This is a genomic window from Aeromicrobium sp. S22 (genome assembly GCF_009661045.1).
In the GTDB taxonomy this organism is placed as follows: Bacteria; Actinomycetota; Actinomycetes; order Propionibacteriales; family Nocardioidaceae; genus Aeromicrobium; species Aeromicrobium yanjiei.
The window spans coordinates 685595-702693 of the sequence record NZ_WJWV01000002.1; the positions used below are offsets into that span (position 1 = coordinate 685595).

General features: G+C 66.7%; 15 protein-coding genes. 4 read left to right on the forward strand and 11 right to left on the reverse strand.

Annotated elements, in window-relative coordinates; translation table 11 throughout:
- Positions 1 to 128 precede the first annotated feature (128 nt).
- From glnA to GEV27_RS11940, 3 genes are all read left to right on the forward strand, one after another.
- Positions 129 to 1550, forward strand: a complete 1422-nt coding sequence (glnA, locus tag GEV27_RS11930; protein WP_153652321.1) for a type I glutamate--ammonia ligase — start codon at positions 129 to 131, stop codon at positions 1548 to 1550.
- Positions 1551 to 2443: 893 nt separating this feature from the next.
- Positions 2444 to 3103: a DUF2971 domain-containing protein gene (locus GEV27_RS18320; protein ID WP_375335592.1), complete on the forward strand. Its 660-nt coding sequence runs from the start codon at positions 2444 to 2446 to the stop codon at positions 3101 to 3103.
- Positions 3104 to 3843: 740 nt separating this feature from the next.
- Positions 3844 to 4836 (forward strand): HNH endonuclease, encoded by a 993-nt coding sequence (locus GEV27_RS11940; RefSeq protein WP_228765156.1) that lies wholly within the window; start codon positions 3844 to 3846, stop codon positions 4834 to 4836.
- A 157-nt stretch (positions 4837 to 4993) separates the two neighbouring features.
- On the opposite strand, the gene GEV27_RS11945 is transcribed toward GEV27_RS11940, so the two are convergent.
- Positions 4994 to 5365 carry a DoxX family protein gene (locus tag GEV27_RS11945; RefSeq protein WP_153652314.1) on the reverse strand — a complete coding sequence of 124 codons (372 nt, stop codon included), beginning with the start codon at positions 5363 to 5365 and terminating at the stop codon, positions 4994 to 4996.
- A 113-nt stretch (positions 5366 to 5478) separates the two neighbouring features.
- Between GEV27_RS11945 and GEV27_RS11950 the strand changes: the two genes are divergently transcribed.
- On the forward strand, positions 5479 to 5868 hold the full coding sequence (locus tag GEV27_RS11950; RefSeq protein WP_153652313.1) for a helix-turn-helix domain-containing protein: 390 nt from the start codon (positions 5479 to 5481) through the stop codon (positions 5866 to 5868).
- A gap of 34 nt (positions 5869 to 5902) precedes the next feature.
- Here the strand turns inward: GEV27_RS11950 and GEV27_RS11955 are convergent, their stop codons facing one another.
- The 10 genes from GEV27_RS11955 to GEV27_RS12000 form a co-directional block, all read right to left on the reverse strand.
- Positions 5903 to 6547: a response regulator transcription factor gene (locus tag GEV27_RS11955; protein ID WP_309222209.1), complete on the reverse strand. Its 645-nt coding sequence runs from the start codon at positions 6545 to 6547 to the stop codon at positions 5903 to 5905.
- A complete protein-coding gene (locus GEV27_RS11960; RefSeq protein ID WP_153934419.1) occupies positions 6544 to 7719 on the reverse strand; it encodes a sensor histidine kinase in 1176 nt (391 codons plus the stop codon). Before GEV27_RS11960 ends, GEV27_RS11955 begins: the two co-directional genes overlap by 4 nt.
- A 3-nt stretch (positions 7720 to 7722) precedes the next feature.
- Positions 7723 to 9837: an MMPL family transporter gene (locus tag GEV27_RS11965; protein ID WP_153934421.1), complete on the reverse strand. Its 2115-nt coding sequence runs from the start codon at positions 9835 to 9837 to the stop codon at positions 7723 to 7725.
- A gap of 81 nt (positions 9838 to 9918) precedes the next feature.
- A complete protein-coding gene (locus GEV27_RS11970; RefSeq protein ID WP_228765157.1) occupies positions 9919 to 11031 on the reverse strand; it encodes an LLM class flavin-dependent oxidoreductase in 1113 nt (370 codons plus the stop codon).
- Between the two features lie 102 nt (positions 11032 to 11133).
- Positions 11134 to 11577 (reverse strand): hypothetical protein, encoded by a 444-nt coding sequence (locus GEV27_RS11975; protein WP_153934423.1) that lies wholly within the window; start codon positions 11575 to 11577, stop codon positions 11134 to 11136.
- A gap of 9 nt (positions 11578 to 11586) precedes the next feature.
- The gene (locus GEV27_RS11980; protein ID WP_153934425.1) at positions 11587 to 12846 is read right to left on the reverse strand and encodes an MFS transporter; all 1260 of its coding nucleotides are present in this window, start codon (positions 12844 to 12846) and stop codon (positions 11587 to 11589) included.
- Entirely contained in the window at positions 12837 to 14174 is a 1338-nt protein-coding gene (locus tag GEV27_RS11985; RefSeq protein ID WP_153934427.1) for an NtaA/DmoA family FMN-dependent monooxygenase, read from the reverse strand. The genes GEV27_RS11980 and GEV27_RS11985 overlap by 10 nt, the downstream gene beginning before the upstream one ends.
- A complete protein-coding gene (locus GEV27_RS11990) occupies positions 14171 to 14875 on the reverse strand; it encodes a cysteine hydrolase family protein (RefSeq protein WP_153934429.1) in 705 nt (234 codons plus the stop codon). Before GEV27_RS11990 ends, GEV27_RS11985 begins: the two co-directional genes overlap by 4 nt.
- The gene (locus GEV27_RS11995; RefSeq protein WP_153652305.1) at positions 14868 to 15959 is read right to left on the reverse strand and encodes an LLM class flavin-dependent oxidoreductase; all 1092 of its coding nucleotides are present in this window, start codon (positions 15957 to 15959) and stop codon (positions 14868 to 14870) included. The genes GEV27_RS11990 and GEV27_RS11995 overlap by 8 nt, the downstream gene beginning before the upstream one ends.
- A complete protein-coding gene (locus GEV27_RS12000) occupies positions 15959 to 17068 on the reverse strand; it encodes an ABC transporter substrate-binding protein (RefSeq protein ID WP_153652304.1) in 1110 nt (369 codons plus the stop codon). Before GEV27_RS12000 ends, GEV27_RS11995 begins: the two co-directional genes overlap by 1 nt.
- Positions 17069 to 17099 lie beyond the last annotated feature (31 nt).

Below are 17099 nucleotides of genomic sequence, written 5' to 3' on the forward strand. Positions count from 1 at the left end.
CTTGTAACATTCCCGAAACAATCACGAGACCGATGGGAAACTGCACCCCCGTAGCCTTCTGGGTACGGTGCAGTGACGCACTTACCTGCTATCGACAACGAAGGCCGCTGCGCGGTCGAGGAGGCCACATGTTCGGCAATGCCGACGAGCTGTTCAAGTTCATCAAGGACGAGGGCGTCGAGTATCTCGATGTCCGTTTCACCGATCTTCCGGGCATTCAGCAGCAGGTCACCCTGCCCGCGTCGACGTTCGACGCGGACATGGTGTCGAACGGTGTCGCGTTCGACGGCTCGTCCATTCGTGGATTCCAGACCATCGACCAGTCGGACATGGTCCTGTTCCCCGACGTCAAGACGGCGTACGTCGACCCGTTCAAGGCGCGCAAGACCATCGCCATGGACTTCTTCGTCCATGACCCGATCACCGGCGAGGCGTACTCGCGTGATCCGCGCAACATCGCCCGCAAGGCCGAGGCGTACCTCGCGACCACCGGCATCGGTGACACCGCCTTCTTCGCGCCCGAGGCGGAGTTCTACATCTTCGACCGCGTCAACTACGGCACGAGCGCCAACAAGTCGTTCTACGAGATCCAGTCCTCCGAGGCCGCGTGGTCCACGGGCGACAGCATCGACGACAACCGCGGCTACCAGGTCCGCTACAAGGGTGGCTACTTCCCCGTCGCGCCGACCGACAAGACGGCCGACCTGCGCAACGACATGATGACCAACCTGACCAACGCGGGACTCGTGCTCGAGCGCGGTCACCACGAGGTCGGCACGTCGGGCCAGGCCGAGATCAACTACAAGTTCGACACGCTGCTCAAGGCCGCGGACGACGTCATGAAGTTCAAGTACATCGTCCGCAACACCGCGTGGGCCAACGACAAGACCGTCACGTTCATGCCGAAGCCGATCTTCGGCGACAACGGCTCGGGCATGCACGTGCACCAGTCGATCTGGAACGACGGCAAGCCGCTGTTCTATGACGAGTCCGGCTACGGCGGACTGTCCGATCTCGCGCGCCACTACATCGGCGGCATCCTCAAGCACGCGCCGTCGCTGCTGGCGTTCACGAACCCGTCGGTCAACTCCTACCGCCGCCTGGTCCCCGGCTTCGAGGCCCCGATCGCGCTCGTCTACTCCGCGCGCAACCGCTCGGCATGCGTCCGTATCCCGATCACCGGCTCGAACCCCAAGGCCAAGCGCATCGAGTTCCGTTGCCCCGACCCGTCGGCCAACCCGTACCTCGCCTTCTCGGCGCTGCTGCTGGCCGGACTCGACGGCATCAAGAACAAGATCGAGCCGCCGGCCCCGATCGACAAGAACATCTACGAGCTGCCGCCGGAGGAGTACGACGCCATCGACATGGTGCCGACCTCGTTCAACGCGGTGCTCGACTCCCTCGAGGCCGACCACGAGTTCCTGACGGCGGGCGACGTCTTCACGCCCGACCTGATCGAGACGTGGATCGACTACAAGCGCTCCGAGGAGATCCTGCCCGTGCAGCTGCGTCCGCACCCGCACGAGTTCGAGCTGTACTACGACATCTGAGTCTCAACCGAACACTGAAACAGCCCCTGACCTGCGCATACGCAGGATCGGGGGCTGTTTCCGTTGGCCGAAAGTGGTCAGATTCCGCAGGGATTCCGCAGGAGAATTGGTTCAGCAGCCACAAGACGCTCACGGAGCCGATTTACGGAGCAGTTCCCGGCGTCGTTACACCACCTGCGCGACCTTCGACCGGACGGGCAGACGGGCAGACGGGCAGACGGCAAGCAACCGTGTCCTCGAACGCCGTTTGGGTATGACTCGCCGAGACCGTCGTCAGCGGTCATCGTTCCTCCAGCCCCGATCCTTCAACGAGCCGGGGTTCATCTGTCTGATCGGTAGCCATGACTGCATATGCGTACGCACCCATCGCCTTGTCGCCGTCGAGTTTGACGTACACGCCCTCTATGTCCAGATCAGATCGTTCAGCCTCTGGCCGGCGTCCTCGATAACCAACGCATCTCCACTGAGTGGATCCAGTCGGGCGCGGCATTCGCGGGGGATTGACGCAGGTCAGTCAACTAGTTGGCGCTTCGATCCGTTTTGATCGAGTGATTCATCATTTGGGTGTTAAGCGCCCGGTGTCTCGGGTACGCATAGCCCAGGGCGGCGATCGCTAGGGTTGCACTATGGGCAGCCAGCGCATCGCGCGAATGACCGAACGGAAATTGGTATACCACTATACGAGCGCCGCTGGCCTACTAGGGATACTCACCACTCGAACGCTCTGGGCGTCTTCCTTCCGAGCTCTCAACGACATCTCCGAGATCGAATACGGGCTGAGCCGAATTCAGCAGGCGCTTCCGGGACTAAACACCGCGGATTCTCGGCCCGAGGCGATCAATTCACTGCGTGAATTGGTGCTCTCAGCATCGGAGGACGTGCTGAGCAGGGAGATGTTCGTGCTTTCGGCATCGCACAACGAAGACTCGTTGGGTCTGTGGCGCAACTATTCTGACGGCGGATATGCAGTTGGACTCGCGACTGGGTTCCTCGGGCAAGTCCCGACGCCGTCGCACGTAACTTATCCAACCGGCGCATCCCTAGTTTCGAACCCAGCGCGGTCTGGAGTGGGGCAGGGATGGCAAGACGTTCTCTACACCGAGGACTCCCAAAACGAACTCATACACGAGACTTTCGCAAATTTGCTTGAGTGGCCCAGCCTCCATGATCCAGAGGACCAAATGACACGAGATGGTGTCATGGTGAGTCTCGCGATGCTTGCTTGCCGGCTCAAGCACCCCGCCTTCATAGAGGAGGCCGAAGTTCGAGTGCTGTTCGACCGTCTGCCAACCACTAAGACAGAATACCGCGTGAGCCCTGCCGGCCTGGTTCCTTACATCAGCGTCGGAGCGGCCAGAACCTTCACCGAGCCCCCGCGATTCAGTTCGTTGACATCGGACCCCCCAGACGCTCTGCCGATCCGATCTCTCACGTGTGGCCCAGACGATCCGATCGGGCGCGAGCGACGGTCGGGTATCGCGACTGATGCGCTTCGCGACTTCGGATATGAGGGAGTCCCTGTCTATGGCTCGGACATACCGTTACGGGAGTAAACGGGCCGCTATCGTTCGTCATCTTCGCGATGTCATTGAGAGCCCTGAGTTGCTTTGGATGTTGCGACTCATCGAGCGAAGCCCCAAAGGGAGCCGTGCCCGCCGATCGCGGGGGTATGACGTGAACACCGCGGAGGCAACGTGAGTTGCGGCAGCGCCGCTACTTGGCAGGGCGACATGCGGTATATCCACCATCGTCACCCTGCCAAGCGCTGGTCTCAATTGCGGCTCGTCTAGCCCTTGCCGAGAGTCTTACCTGCCTTCGACTTGGCAGGCTTTGACGATCCGTTAGCTGCCAGTGTCTTTCCTGCCTTGGACAGCGCACCCTTGCTGGGCTTTCCGCCACTCTTCGCCATTCACATTCACCTCCCTCCGCTCTGACTCCTGTTCTAGCTGAGACATCCGACAGAACGGAGCGGAGGAATGTTGATCCCTGGCCTAGGTGGAGACGGAGTTTGGTCGGCTGGACCGGTCAGACGAGTCAACAGCGTCTCAGTTTGCTGGCCACTCGCCGGGCAGCGACGCAACAGCCTGCAGACCAAGCAGAAGGTTGCGACTTAGAGGCTGGTCCCTCGCTAGAAGGAATCCTCAGCGGTATGAGAAGCCGGGAACCGACCTTCTTCGACAGTTACGCCCCCACCGGTCATGATCCGCAGTAGCGTTTGCGCCGCGCGTCATGGTCGCTTGCCCGAGAGGCGGCGAAGTAGACCTCCTCACTTAAGCGCGATCTAGGAGTGAAGATGCAATACCTCTTGGCGATCGTTGCCGTCTTGGTCGTCCTCGGACTAATGATCCAATACTGGTACATCTCCTTGCTCGTAGCGGCGGCTTTAGTATCGCCCCGAATCGTCCGGCACTTCCGAATGAAGCGATACTTCGCGAGCGAGAGTTTTCTCGCCCATAAGGAAGCAGTCGCTGGCGTAGTTGAGGAGCACAACGAGGTCGCCGCCTACACAACTGAGATCCGTACAAGCGGGACTTTTGAGCTCGGCGCATCGTCCACGGGCACCCAAGCGCATTTGGCGACCTTCGAGAACACCAGCCGCCACGCACACCGGCGGGACAGGAACGTCGCTGACTACGCTTCTTCGAATGTGCATAACTGCTCGCTCCAGGTCGTTCGGAACGCCGCGTCCGATCCGTTGAAGTACCTGACGAAATACTTCAGCATCAGGCCGACCGAAACAACGCTCGAGGACGTCGAGGGCCTTGGGGAAAGCGTCTCCCGGCTGGAGGCCGCCGTCGCGAACCTCAAGCGACGCGAGGACGACATCTCGATCAACGTCAACCCACCGGCGTTCATCCTTAAGCACTATTCGGACGAGTTCATGAAGCAGGTCGGTGTCCACCTCACTCCCATAGCCGTGCCCTACCCGGAGTACCGGTTTGAATACGTGAGCGCCGGCGGGAACAGCTCTCAGCGAACCCTCGTGACCCTTAATACCCCGACTATCGATGCTTTGATCGAGCTGCTCTCTGAGAAGATCCGCTTCGCCAAAAGCGCGGCAGGGCAGCGAGCGTTGATGACGGCAAAGCTCCGTGGATTCATCAAGGAGCGCGACCATTTCTCGTGCCAACAGTGCGCAGCCTCCGTCGCGGTCGAGCCCAACCTCCTTTTGGAGGTCGACCACATCATCCCTGTCTCCAAGGGAGGCTTGTCGGAGGTAACGAACTTGCAAACCCTGTGCTGGCGCTGCAATCGGACGAAGTCGAACAAGCTACCCACCGCGTAGGCCACGGGCCAATGAGTCGGTAGAACGTGAGGAAGACTCATCGGCTGACCCGGGTTCCTCAACCGGGCTGAGCCGCGGCTTGGCTTGTCTGGCCATCGGTCAATTGCCCACGCGGCGCGTCTATGTGGGCGGAATCCCCCCGCACGGCTGCGGCGATTCAGCTCCAGACCGCGGTGGCCAGCCATACGGTTACCGCCGCTGCGACGACGAGGGTCACGTTGAGCCAGATGTCCTTGGTCTCGTGCCGCGAGAGGTGGAAGAGACCTGCGAGCAGTTGAAGGACGAGCAATCCGATCGCCGCCACCAGCGCGAGGACCGGAACGACGTCGACCAGCGGGGGGAGGATCAGCCCGACCGCGCCGAGGACCTCGAGCAGCCCGATGGCACGGACGCCGGACATCGGCACCGCCGTACCCGCCCAGGCCATCATCGGCGCCAGCTTCTCCTGGCTCTGGACCAGCTTTATGCCGCCCGAGTAGAGGTACATCAGGGCGAGCAGACCCGCGACGATCCAGTAGGCGATCTCCATGTCCAACTCCATTCGTTACTGAAGGTAAGTAGCGCCATTGTTGGGTACCGAGATAGCGTCCACAAAAGGCACATGCGTGTGCCTTGGCCACAACGGGAGGCGAGAGGAGACACATGTCGACGTACGAGAAGACCTGCCTCATCCGAGGAGATGGCGGCCGAGCCATCCGCGGGATACTCGGCCGGGTCGCCGACAAGTGGACCCTCCTGGTCGTTGCGACCCTCGAGGACGGCCGGATGCGGTTCACCGAGCTGCACCAGCGCATCCCCGGCATCTCTCAGCGGATGCTGACGCGCACGCTGCGCAACCTTGAACGGGACGGTCTGGTGAGCCGGGACGTCTTCGCCGAAGTGCCTCCGCGGGTGGAGTACGAGCTCACCGATGCCGGACGCACGTTGATCGACCCCGCGGTCCGCCTCGCGGAGTGGGCGGTCGCTCACAATCCCCAGATCGAGGCCAGCCAGCAGGCGTACGACGCCCAGCGAGGCACTCCCCCGCTCTGATCCCACGAGGTGATCCCACTGCGTGGCTCAGGACCTAGAGAAGACCCGCTTCGTACGCGGCGATCACGAGATGGACCCGGTCGCGAGCGCCCATCTTCGCGAGGATGCGGCCCACGTGCGTCTTGGCGGTCAACGGGCTGACCACCAGCTCGTCCGCGATCTCTTGGTTGGTCAGGCCTGCGGCGACGAGCCGAAGCACCTCGTGCTCGCGCGCCGTCAGGCTGGCCAGCCGTTCGGGCGCAGGAGCGTCGGGGCGACTCAGCGCACGAGTGATGACTGCCTTGGTCGCGCCGGGTGACAGCAGCGCCTCCCCCGCCGCGATGGTGCGGATGGCGTCCAGCAGCGCGTCGGGACGGGTGTCCTTGGGGAGGAATCCACACGCCCCCGCGCGGAGCCCGCGCAGCACGTTGGCGTCCGTCTCGAACGTGGTGAGGATCAGCACCTTGCTGTCACTGGATCCGCCGTCGGCGACGATCTGCCGGGTCGCCTCGATGCCGTCGGTGCGTGGCATCCTGATGTCCATCAAGATGACGTCGGGGCGCAGGTCCCGGGTCAGCGTCACCGCCTCGTCGCCGGTGCCGGCCTCCCCGACGACCTGCATGCCATCCGTTGAGTTGACCAGCAGCGCGAACGCGCCGCGCACCAGCGCCTGATCGTCGGCGAGCAGGACCCGGATCACGACGGCACCCGCCAGATCTCCGGGAGCGGCAGGCGGGCGCAGACCTCGAATCCCCCGGACTCGTCCGGGCCGGCGGACAGCTCGCCTCCGACGGCCTGTGCCCGCCCGGTCATCCCGGCGATCCCGAAGCCGGCGGGTGCCTCTGTCGTGCTCGGTCGCGCGGGCCCCTGATCGATGACCGCGATCCGCAGGTGGCGACCGTCCTGGTCGAGGCGGACGGTCGCGTGCTTGGCCGTCGAGTGTCGGATGACGTTGGAGAGCGACTCCTGGATGATCCGATAGGCCACGACGGACACCGTCGACGGCAGCTCGTCCGGGACACCGTCAGCCTCCACGTCGACCCGGACATCCGCCGCCTCGGCCATGTCCACCAGACGCTGCAGCTCACCGAGGTGAGGGGCCGGCTCGGTCGGCTCGGCCCCACCTCCGTGAAGCACGTCCAGAACGGCCCGCAGCTCGTGGAGCGTGGCCCGATTCGTGTCCGACAGGCTGTGCAGCGTGCCGGACAGCTCCCGCAGCGGCGCATCCTCTCGCGTCGGGAGCTGATCGATCAGGTGGGCAGCGACGGACGCCTGGACGTTCGCGACCGCGAGGCCGTGCGCCAGGACGTCGTGCAGCTCGGCGGCGATCAGTACCCGCTCCTCGGCGACCCGCCGCTCGACCTCGTCGGCGCGCTCCTGCTCCAGCCGCGCGGCAACGGCGGCCGTCCAGTTCTGGCGGAAGCGGACCGCCAGTCCGGCGAAGAAGGCCATGAACAACCAGCCGGCTCCGAGGAGAGCATCGCCGGATCCCCCTGACGCCTCGTCGGCGAGGACGGGCACCGTCACCGCGGCCACCGCCACCAGCGCGGCGAGTGCCTGCCGCTCCGGCTCGCTGTAGCGCGCCGCAGTGAACGCCGCCACCAACGAGGCCGCCATCGTGGCCTCGTGGGGATAGTCGAGCAGGTGGTACGGCGTCGACACCACGACGACCGCGAGGACGACGAGGATCGGCCAGCGACGGCGAGCCAGCAACGGCAGCGACATCGCTCCCAGGAGCGCGATCGCCAACAGGTCCACACGCCGTTCACCGTCGAAGTCGACCGACTCGAGCGTCAGCGCAAGGACGACGCCGAGCACGAACGACCCCGCCGCCAGCAGCCTGTCGGCCACTGGCGGACGGAGCGCCGTCATCGTTCACACCCGGTCATCGACACGGTCCTGTTCTGCACGCCAGAGCTTGCTGGGCCACCATATCCGCGAACCCAGGGACATCGTCAGTGCCGGAACCACGATGGACCGCACCAGCAAGGTGTCGATGAGCACGCCGACAGCCACCAGTATCCCGATCTCGACGAGCATGACGAGGGGCAGCGACGCGAGCACCGCGAACGTCGCCGCCAGCACGATGCCTGCCGAGGTGATCACCCCGCCGGTCGTGGCGAGACCACGCTTCGTGCCCTCGACGGTGCCGTGCAGTACGGCTTCCTCACGCACCCGGGTCATCAAGAAGATGTTGTAGTCGACACCCAGCGCGACCAGGAAGAGGAATCCGATCAGTGGCACCGACGACTCCAAGCCGGCGTACCCGAGCACATGATCGAACAGCAGGTTGCACAGTCCGAGCGCTCCGAAGTACGACACCACCACGGTGGCGACCAGCACCAGCGGGGCCACGATCGCCCGGAGCAGCAGCCCCAGGATGGCGAGCACCACCAGCAGGATCAGCGGCATCACCAGATTGCGATCGCTCTTGTTGGTCTCCGCCTCGTCGAGCTTCTCGGCACTCGGACCGCCGACCAGCGCGGCCTCACCGGCGACCTCGCGCACGTTCTCCCGGAGCTGGTGGATCGTCGCGGTCTCACCCGAGCTCTCTGGCGGGTCGACCGGCATCGCCGAGATCTCCACCCAGTCGTCGCCGGCCCGGCCGATCTCGGCGCTGGCCACTCCCGACGTGCTCTCGACAGCAGCGAGGACCTCCCGGCTCTCGGCCGGTCGGCTCATCACGGTCAACGGCTGACCGCCCTGGTCGGGGTAGCGCTCTTCGATCAGCTTCGCGCCGGTCACCGACTCCGGTGTCGAACGGGTGAACTGGTCCAGCTGCGGAAGGGCGCTGTTGACACCGACGGTACCCAGCGCGAGACCGCCGAGGATCATCAGCGGCACCGCCCAGCCGACGACGCGGCGACGTGCCACCAGCTCGCCGAGCTGAGCCCACCGCGATCCGGATGCGCGTACGTCAGCACCGAGCCGCGGCACGAACGGCCAGAAGACACGACGTCCGAGCAGCACCAGCAGGGCCGGGAAGAGCGTCAGCATGACCACCAGTGCGGCCGCGATGCCAGCCGCACCGACTGGCCCGAGGCTGCTGATGCTGTTGAGATCAGCGACCAAGAGGCACAACAGTCCGGCGACCACGGTCGCTGCGGAGGCAAGGATGGCCGGCCCGGCCGCGCGCAGTGCCACCAGCATGGCGTCAATGGGTCGCTCGTGACGGTGCAGCTCCTCGCGGTAGCGAGCCACGAGCAGCAAGGCGTAGTCGGTGCCCGCACCGAACACCAGCACGATCAGCAGCGCCGAGCTCATGCTGGTGATCGTGAAGTCGAAGACCTGCGTCAGTGCGTAGACGACACCCATCGACGTGATGGCCGCGACCCCGACCGAGGCGAGCGGGACCAGCCACAGCAGTGGACTGCGATACGTCAGGATCAGCAGGAGCGCCACCACCCCGGCCGTCGCGAGCAGCAACCTCGAGTCGACGGCATCGAAGACCTCGTCCATGTCGGCCCCCAGCGCGGTCGGACCGGTGACGTACACGTCAAGACCGTCCGGCTGGTCCTTGAGGAGCTGACGCGCATCGGGGGTGACCTCGGCGTCCTCGGCGGCCGCATCACCTTCGAGCGACAGGGCGTACATCAGGGCCGTGCCGTCGTCGGACTCGACGATCTCGGGCGACCCTTCGCCGTCGCTGCCGAATCGCTCCACGAGCTCGGCGTGGCCGCGCGCGACCGCCTCCCGATCTCCTGGCTGGAGGCCGCCGGCTCGTTCGGACACCACCACGAGCAGGCCGTTCTCCCCGCCGGGCAGCTCGGCCTCGGCCTCGAGCACCTTGGTCGACTGGGCGCTCGCCGGCAGGTAGTCGGCCTGCCCGTCGCGGGTCACGGAGTCGAGCTTGCCGGCGAGCGAGTAGCCGCCCACCACCAGACCGACCCACACGGCCACCATCAGCCAGGGCAGCAGGGTCTTGGTCCGGGATGTCTTCGGTCTGGTGTCGGCACCGCTGTGGTCAGGTGCTCTGAGTTGAGAAGTCATGGAGATGACGCTGTCAGCCTGACCGGGCTGACGCGTCCGGCCACAGCAGGCACTTCGCCGTACTCCGTGCGGAGTACGCCGTCAGCTCACCACGGCCGCGTCCATCGCGTCGAGGGCGTCGAGCCGCCGGAGCTCGGGCAGCACGGTCTCACCGAACAGCACCATGTCACGGTCGAACTCGGGGAAGATCAGCATCAGCCCGTCCAGACCGGTCTCACCGACCACGTGCCGGATGTGATCGACGATCGTGTCCGCCGCGCCTGCGACGTACGCAGTCTGGAAGGCGCCCTCGGCACCGGCCCCGTTGGCCCAGTTCAGCGCATGCTCTGCGGGGATGCCCCACGACTGCCGCATCAGGGCGATCGCCGGACGGTCGATGCCGCGACCGTACTCGGCCACGAGCGCCTCGGCCTCTGCGTCGGTGTCGCCCTGCACGACGGTCAGCATCGCGTACGTGCGGCACTCACGTCCCAGGGCGGCGGAGCGGGCCTTGACGTCGTCGGACTGCGCCTTCATCGTCTCCAGGTCGTTCGCAGCCATGAACGCACCGTCGCACCACTCGGCCTGGAAGGCGCGGGCCTGGGACGAGTTGCCGGCCGAGATGATCGCGGGACGCACCTCGGGGTGAGGTCGCGACTCGCACTCGTCGAGGGTGAAGAAGTCCGACTCCATGCTGACGGTGTCCTCGCTCCACAGCCGAGTGACGGCCTCGCACCACTCGGACGTCAGACGGTACTTGTCCTCCTGCGTGCGGTCGTGGTCCCACAGCCCCATCTGGGTGAACTCGCCGGGATAGGCACCGTTGACGATGTTCATGCCTGCGCGACCGCCGGAGATCTGCTGGAGCGTCGTGTACATCTTGGCGGCGACAGCGGGGTGATGGATGTTCGCGTGCATCGTCGCCCACACCTTGACCCGCTCGGTGGCCTCGGCGAGGCCCGACATCAGCGTCATGGACTCCAACGTGTTGCCCCAGTAGTCCGAGTCGCCGCCGAAGCCGCGCCACTTGGCCATCGTCATGATGAAGTCCAGGCCCATGTCCTCGGCGTGGAGGGCTGCCCTCTTGTTGTACTCGTAGTCGGCCAGCGGGCGCGGTGAGGTCGTGGACATGATCCATCCGCCGTCGCCGATCGGCAGGAAGACGCCGTACTCCTTGGTCGGGGTGCTGGCGTTGGTCGGGGTGCTCATGGTCATCTCGGGGGCCTTTCGCTCGGTTCGGTTCGGTAAGGAACCGGCAAGCGTGCTGCCCGAGCGGCCGGGGCCGTTGGGCGGCGGAGAGCCGGGGAGGACGGAGGGCTAGACGGGTTCGCGCACGAGGCGGGTGACCGTGCCGGTCTCGGAGACGACGAACAGGTGGAACCCCAGCTCGTCGGCTGCCAGCGTGGTCCAGGCCCGGGGCTTGAACGCCTCGGCCGTCGACTCGCTGAGCACGAGGCACACCTCTGCCTGCGGGAAGCGGGTGGAACGCAGCCACAGCAGCTTGAACATGTCGGCCAGCACCTTGTTGCGCTGGTTCGAGCTGAACGCGCCCCGGTTGACGACGACCTGGACCAGGTGGGTGTCGTCGGCGTCGATGCCCTCGACCTCGAACGTGGTGCCGAGACTGAGGGGGACGAGTCGCGGCCGCAGGCGAAGACCGAGCTCCGCGGACAGGGCCAGGAGAGCTTCGCGCTCGGGCGCGCCGGGCGTGAAGCGGCGCCACGACGCCTCGTCGTCCACGGGATCTTCTCGTCGTTCCATGCTCGCAGATTAGTGATCGCGGGGTTCGGCATGCTCACGCACCTCTCGGACGACGTCTCGCGGGGCCACACGGGCCAGGTGGAGCACCGTGCCGACCAGCAGCCCGGCCATGAGCAGGCACGCCGCCAGCCAGGACGTCTGCTCGACGAGCCAGAAGATCACCAGCGGTCCGGCTGCGGCCCCGATGTCGCCGACGGTGCGGGTGAGGCCGATGACCGCCCCCGACTCAGCCGGTCCCCAGCGCTCCCCCGCGATGACGCTGGGCACGACGTTCAGCGAAGTCGTGGCGGCGAAGTACACGACCAGCGCGAGCGAGAAGAGCCATGCCTCGGCCAGCAGCGGCAGTGCCGCGACGCCCGCGGCAGCGGCGACACCCGACAGCACCAGCACCGGGCGACGCACCCCACGATCGACGACCCGGCCCAGCACGGGTGCCAGCGCAAGGCTTGCGACCGTGCCGACGGCGATCGCGGCCGACAAGGTGAGGGGGCGCATGTCGGCGCCGTCATAGGCCATGACCGGTACGAGGCCCTGCTCGCCGGCGAACCGCACGAAGAAGGTCGCGAACGAGACGCCGCACAACGCGCCGAGCAGCCGTCGTCTCGAGCCGACCGGGTCAGCCGGACCGGCCGGCTCGGGCGGTGCCGAGCCGCTCGCCTGCACGTGAGGTTGGGGAGCCGGCGGCCGGTACGCGTCCCAGAACCGGGCGGCCGGTCGCAGTGCCTCCCAGGCGAGGACGATCACGAGCGGCCCCGCCGCCGCGACGAACGACGCGCGGAGGCCGAACAGCTCGACCACGACGGCTCCGAGCAGGGCGCCCGCCGCCACGGCTCCGGTCATCGCCATCATCGACATCGCCACCGTGGCGCCGCGCCGGTCGGCGGGCGCGGCGGTGACGAGCACCGAGAAGGCGATCGTCACCACCGCTCCCCCGAAGACGCCGGCGATGAAGCGCATCGCCATGATCGACGTCGTGGTCGTCGCCAGGCCGGTCAGCGCTGTCACCACCACGAGGCACGCCGCGACCGCCCACAGGTAGCGCCGGGGCTGCAGCCAGCGCAGGGCGAGCCCCGCCGGCGTGTTCACCAGCGCCCGGCCGACCGCGAACGCCGCAAGGATCGGCCCCAGCGCCCCCACCGCCAGGCCGTACCGCTCCAGGTACAGCGGTAGCACCGGCACGATCGACCCCCACGTCATCTGGGCCGCGGCGATCATCAGGCACAGGAGCAGGGTCTGCTCCCGCAGGCCGGGCGTGGACCTCAGGCGCACAGCGTCTGCCGCAGCGTCTGCGGACCTGGTGCGCGCTCGGCCATGGCACCGCGACGCTCCAGCTCGGGGATCAGCAGCTCGACCACGGCGGCAAAACCGGACGGGAACGCGGAGGGACTGGAGATCATGAAGCCGCCCCGTGACCCGGTGGCCGCGAACGTCTCCTCGAGCTCGTCGGCGATCGCCGTGGCCGAGCCGACCAGCATGTGGTCGACCCCGGTGGCCGCTGCCCAGCCGTGGGAGAAGAAGTCCTCGTTGGTGATGAGGTGGTCCTCCCCGAGCTCCTGCACCAGGGTGCCCACGAGACCGGCCGGGCTCGCCTGGGCCGCGATGATGCTCTCGCGCAGGTCGCCGAGCCGGAACTTGTCCGGCAGGGTCGAGAAGTCGTATCCGGAGTTGTGGGACAGCGAGACCGCCACCATCTCGGGCGTCCAGGCGTCCAGGATGGTCTGCTTGCGGTTCTGCGCCTCCTCCTCGGTCGCACCGATCACAGCCTGCAGGTCCCACAGGATGCCGACAGCCTGTGCGTCGCGGCCCTGCGCCGTGAGCTGCTCGTCCAGCAGGGAGCGGTGCCGCTGCATGCCGGCCAGCGACGTGCCGAAGCCGAACACCAGGTCGGCGAAGCTCGCGGACGCCTGGATGCCACGGGGGCTCGCCCCGGCCTGCACCAGCACCGGCTCGATCTGCGGGCTCGGCACCGATGCCAGGGGGCCGGCGACGTCGAAGAAGCGTCCGTGGTGGTCGATCGGGTGCACCTTGGTGGGATCGGCGAACCGACGGGTCTCCCGGTCGCGGAGGATCGCATCGGGCTCGACCGACCGCCACAGCGCCTTGCAGACCCCGATGAACTCCTCCATGCGCTCATAGCGCAGCTCGTGCTCCAGCAGCTGGTCGTAGCCGTAGTTCTGGGCGTCCGCCAAGCGGGTCGAGGCCACCACGTTGAAGGCGATGCGCCCGCTCGTCACGTGGTCGAGGCTGTTGAGCAGTCGGGCCACGTAGAACGGGTGCATGAACGTCGAGGAGTAAGTCAGGCCGAAGCCGACCCGCTCCGTCACGGTCGACATCGCCGCGATGACCGGGCTCATGTCGTGCCGGGGCCACTGCACACCCCACTCCACGGCACCGTCGCGGCTGCCCTGCCAGGTGCTGGGGATGCCCGACCCGTCGCCGAAGAACAGCAGGTCGACGCCCCCGCGATCGGCCATCTGGGCCAGCTCCATGTAGGCGCGCACGTCGGGGAACTCCCGGCCCACGAACGATCCCGGGATGGCCCAGCGTCCCTCGGTGTGCGAGAACGACAGGTCCAGTGCCAGGTGCATGCCCGTCATGCCGAGACCTGCTGCTGGGACGTGGCGAGGTGCGACAGGACGACGTCGGTCGTGGTGACCATGGACGAGTTCAGCGCGAGCGACTTGAGTGCCGCGTCGTGGAAGTCGGTGCCGTAGGACGCGCAGGCGTCCGACGGGACGATGACCGGGAAGTCGTGCTGCATCGCGTCGTTGGCCGTGGAGTGGACGCAGCACTCGGTCGTGAGGCCGGTGACGATGACCCAGTCGATGCCGGCCTGGTCGAGGTCCGCCTTCAGGGTCGTGCCGATGAACCCGGAGTAGGAGTCCTTGGACACCACCAGCTCACCGTCGGCGGGGGCCAGGCCGCCGTACCACTGCGCGCCGGTCGTCCCCTTGATGCAGGGATTGTGCTCGCCGAGGGGGATGTCGCGCGAGCCGTTGCGCAGCCAGTTGTTGACCGTCCAGCTGGTGTGGGAGGTCTCCAGCTGGATCCACACGACCGGGACGCCGGCGGCGCGGGCGCCGTCGACGAGGCGGTGGATCTGCCCGACGGCATCCTGCACGTTCTGCAGGTCCTGCGGGGTCTCGCACATGTGGCCGATGGCCTCGGGCGCCGCGAAGTCGTGCTGCACGTCGACGACCAGGAGGGCGCCGGTCAGGCCTCGCAGGGACTCGAAGCGGCTGCGGTCGAGCGCGTCGAGCGACTCGGCGACGCTGCGGAAGGCGGATGTCTCAGGCATGGGTCAGGTCCTCGTGGGTGGTGGGGCCGGTGGCGGTGTCGGCTGCGCGCAGCAGCGGCAGGACGGTCCGGCCGAACGCCGGCAGGTCGGTCAGGTAGTCCGGGAAGATGAGCATCAAGCCGTCCAGGTCGGCAAGGTCGACGAGTCGCAGGATCTCGGTCGCGACCGTCTCGGCCGACCCGGCGACGTACTGCACCTGGAAGGCCTCCTCGCCGGTGGCGTCGTCGGCCCAGGCACGCGCCCGGTCCAGGGGCACACCCCAGGCCAGGCTCATGTTCAGCAGCGCCTCGCGGTCGACTCCCTCGCCGTACTCGGCGACCTTGGCCTGTGCGGCCTCGTCCGTGTCGGCCAGGACGACCGTCATCATCGAGTACGTCTTGCACTCGCGGCCGTGCTCCCTGGCCACGCGGTGGACGTAGGCCGACTTGTCCACCATCTCCTCGAAGGTGTCGGCGCCCAGGAAGGCCCCGTCGGCATACCTGGCCTGGAAGTCCATCCCCTGCTTCGACGTGCCGGCGTTGATGATCGTCGGCCGCGTCGCGGGATGGGGTCGCGACTCGCACGCGTCCAGGGTGAAGAAGTCAGACTCCATCGACACCGAGTGCTCGGACCACAGTCGGGTGACCGCGATGAGCCACTCCTCGGTCATCCGGTAGCGGTCGTCCTTGCTCAGCTCCTCCCACAGGCCCATCTGGGTGAACTCGTCGGGGTAGGAACCGTTGACGATGTTCATCCCGGCCCGCCCGTTCGAGATCTGCTGCAGCGTCGTGTACATCTTCGCCGCGACGGCGGGGTGGTGGATGTTGGCGTGCATCGTCGCCCAGATCTTGACCCGCGACGTGACCTCGGCAAGCGCCGACATCATGGTCATGGACTCGAGCGTCTCGCCCCAGTGGTCGGTCGTGCCGCCGAAGCCCTTCCACTTGGCCATCGTCATGATGAAGTCGAGCCCGGCCTCCTCGGCGTCGAGGGCGACCTGCTTGTTGTAGGCGTAGCTGGCCTCGGGGTGCGGTGCGGTGGTCGAGACCATCCAGCCGCCGTTGCCGATGGGCAGGAAGACGCCGTACTCCGTGGACGCCGACATCAGCGTGCCGGCCAGATGACGGCGCCGTCGTCGCCGACCACGGCGTCGGCGAACGAGTTGTCGAACCACTTCACGGCCTGCTCGCCGGTGACGTCGGCGCCGATCGAGGTCGCGACGACCTCGGCGAGGGCGCTGACGTTGTCGAGGTCGACCGACCCGAACTTGCCGGGCAACGGGTTGTCGGCGACGACCGCGGTCTCGGTGGTCCAGACCTCGGTCTCGTGCTCGGAGTCGGACTCGGCGCCGGCGAGATCCTTCTGGTAGCCGATGCACTCCTTGACGTTCGCGTCGTCCGCGCAGTGCGTGTACGCCTTGAAGCTGGCCCGCAGGAAGTCCTCGACAGCCGTCGGGTGCTTGCCGGCGAACGCGGGGTTGACGGCGAAGGCGCCCAGTGAGGCAGGGACGTCGAAGTCCTTCGGCGACCAGACGGTGACCTCGCTGCCGGCCTTCTTGAGCTGGTTGGGCTCGTTGGAGACGAACGCGGTCAGGGCGTCGACCTGGCCGCGGGGCAGGATCGACGGGTCGTAGCCGACCTTGACCTGCTTGACGGCCTCGCCCTCGAGCCCGGCCTTGGCCAGCATCGCGCTGACGCTCATCGGGACCCAGCCCTTGTGGCCGAGGTTCTTGCCCTTCAGCTGGGTGAGGTCGGTGATCTCGGGGGTGGTCATCAGCACGTCGAGGCCCGCGTTGGAGTACGACGAGATACCGGTGATGTCGAGCCCGTTGAGGTTCGAGGTGATGACGTCCTGCTCGGACAGCGGGCTGATCGTCACCTTGCCGGCGGCCAGCAGCTTGGCGTTCTGGGAGGTGTCACCCGGTCCGGGCTGCATCTCAACATCGAGGCACAGGTCCTCGAAGTAGCCCAGCTGGTCGGCCGAGATGACCTCGAGGATCGATGCGGATGCCTGCCAGTAGTAGCCCGACATGTAGGTGATGGTGCCGGCAGCCTTGTTGGCGGCGCAGCGATCGGCGGAGATCGCGGAGCCCGCCGTCCCGGCCTTCTCGGAGGACGATCCCTCGGAGTCCTTGCCGCAGGCGGTCATGGTGAGGAGGGTCGCCGCGGCGGCGGCGGCGGCGAGGGTCGAACGCAAGCGAGTGCGACTGGGCATGGGTCAGCTCCTTGTGGGGTGGGCGGTGCGG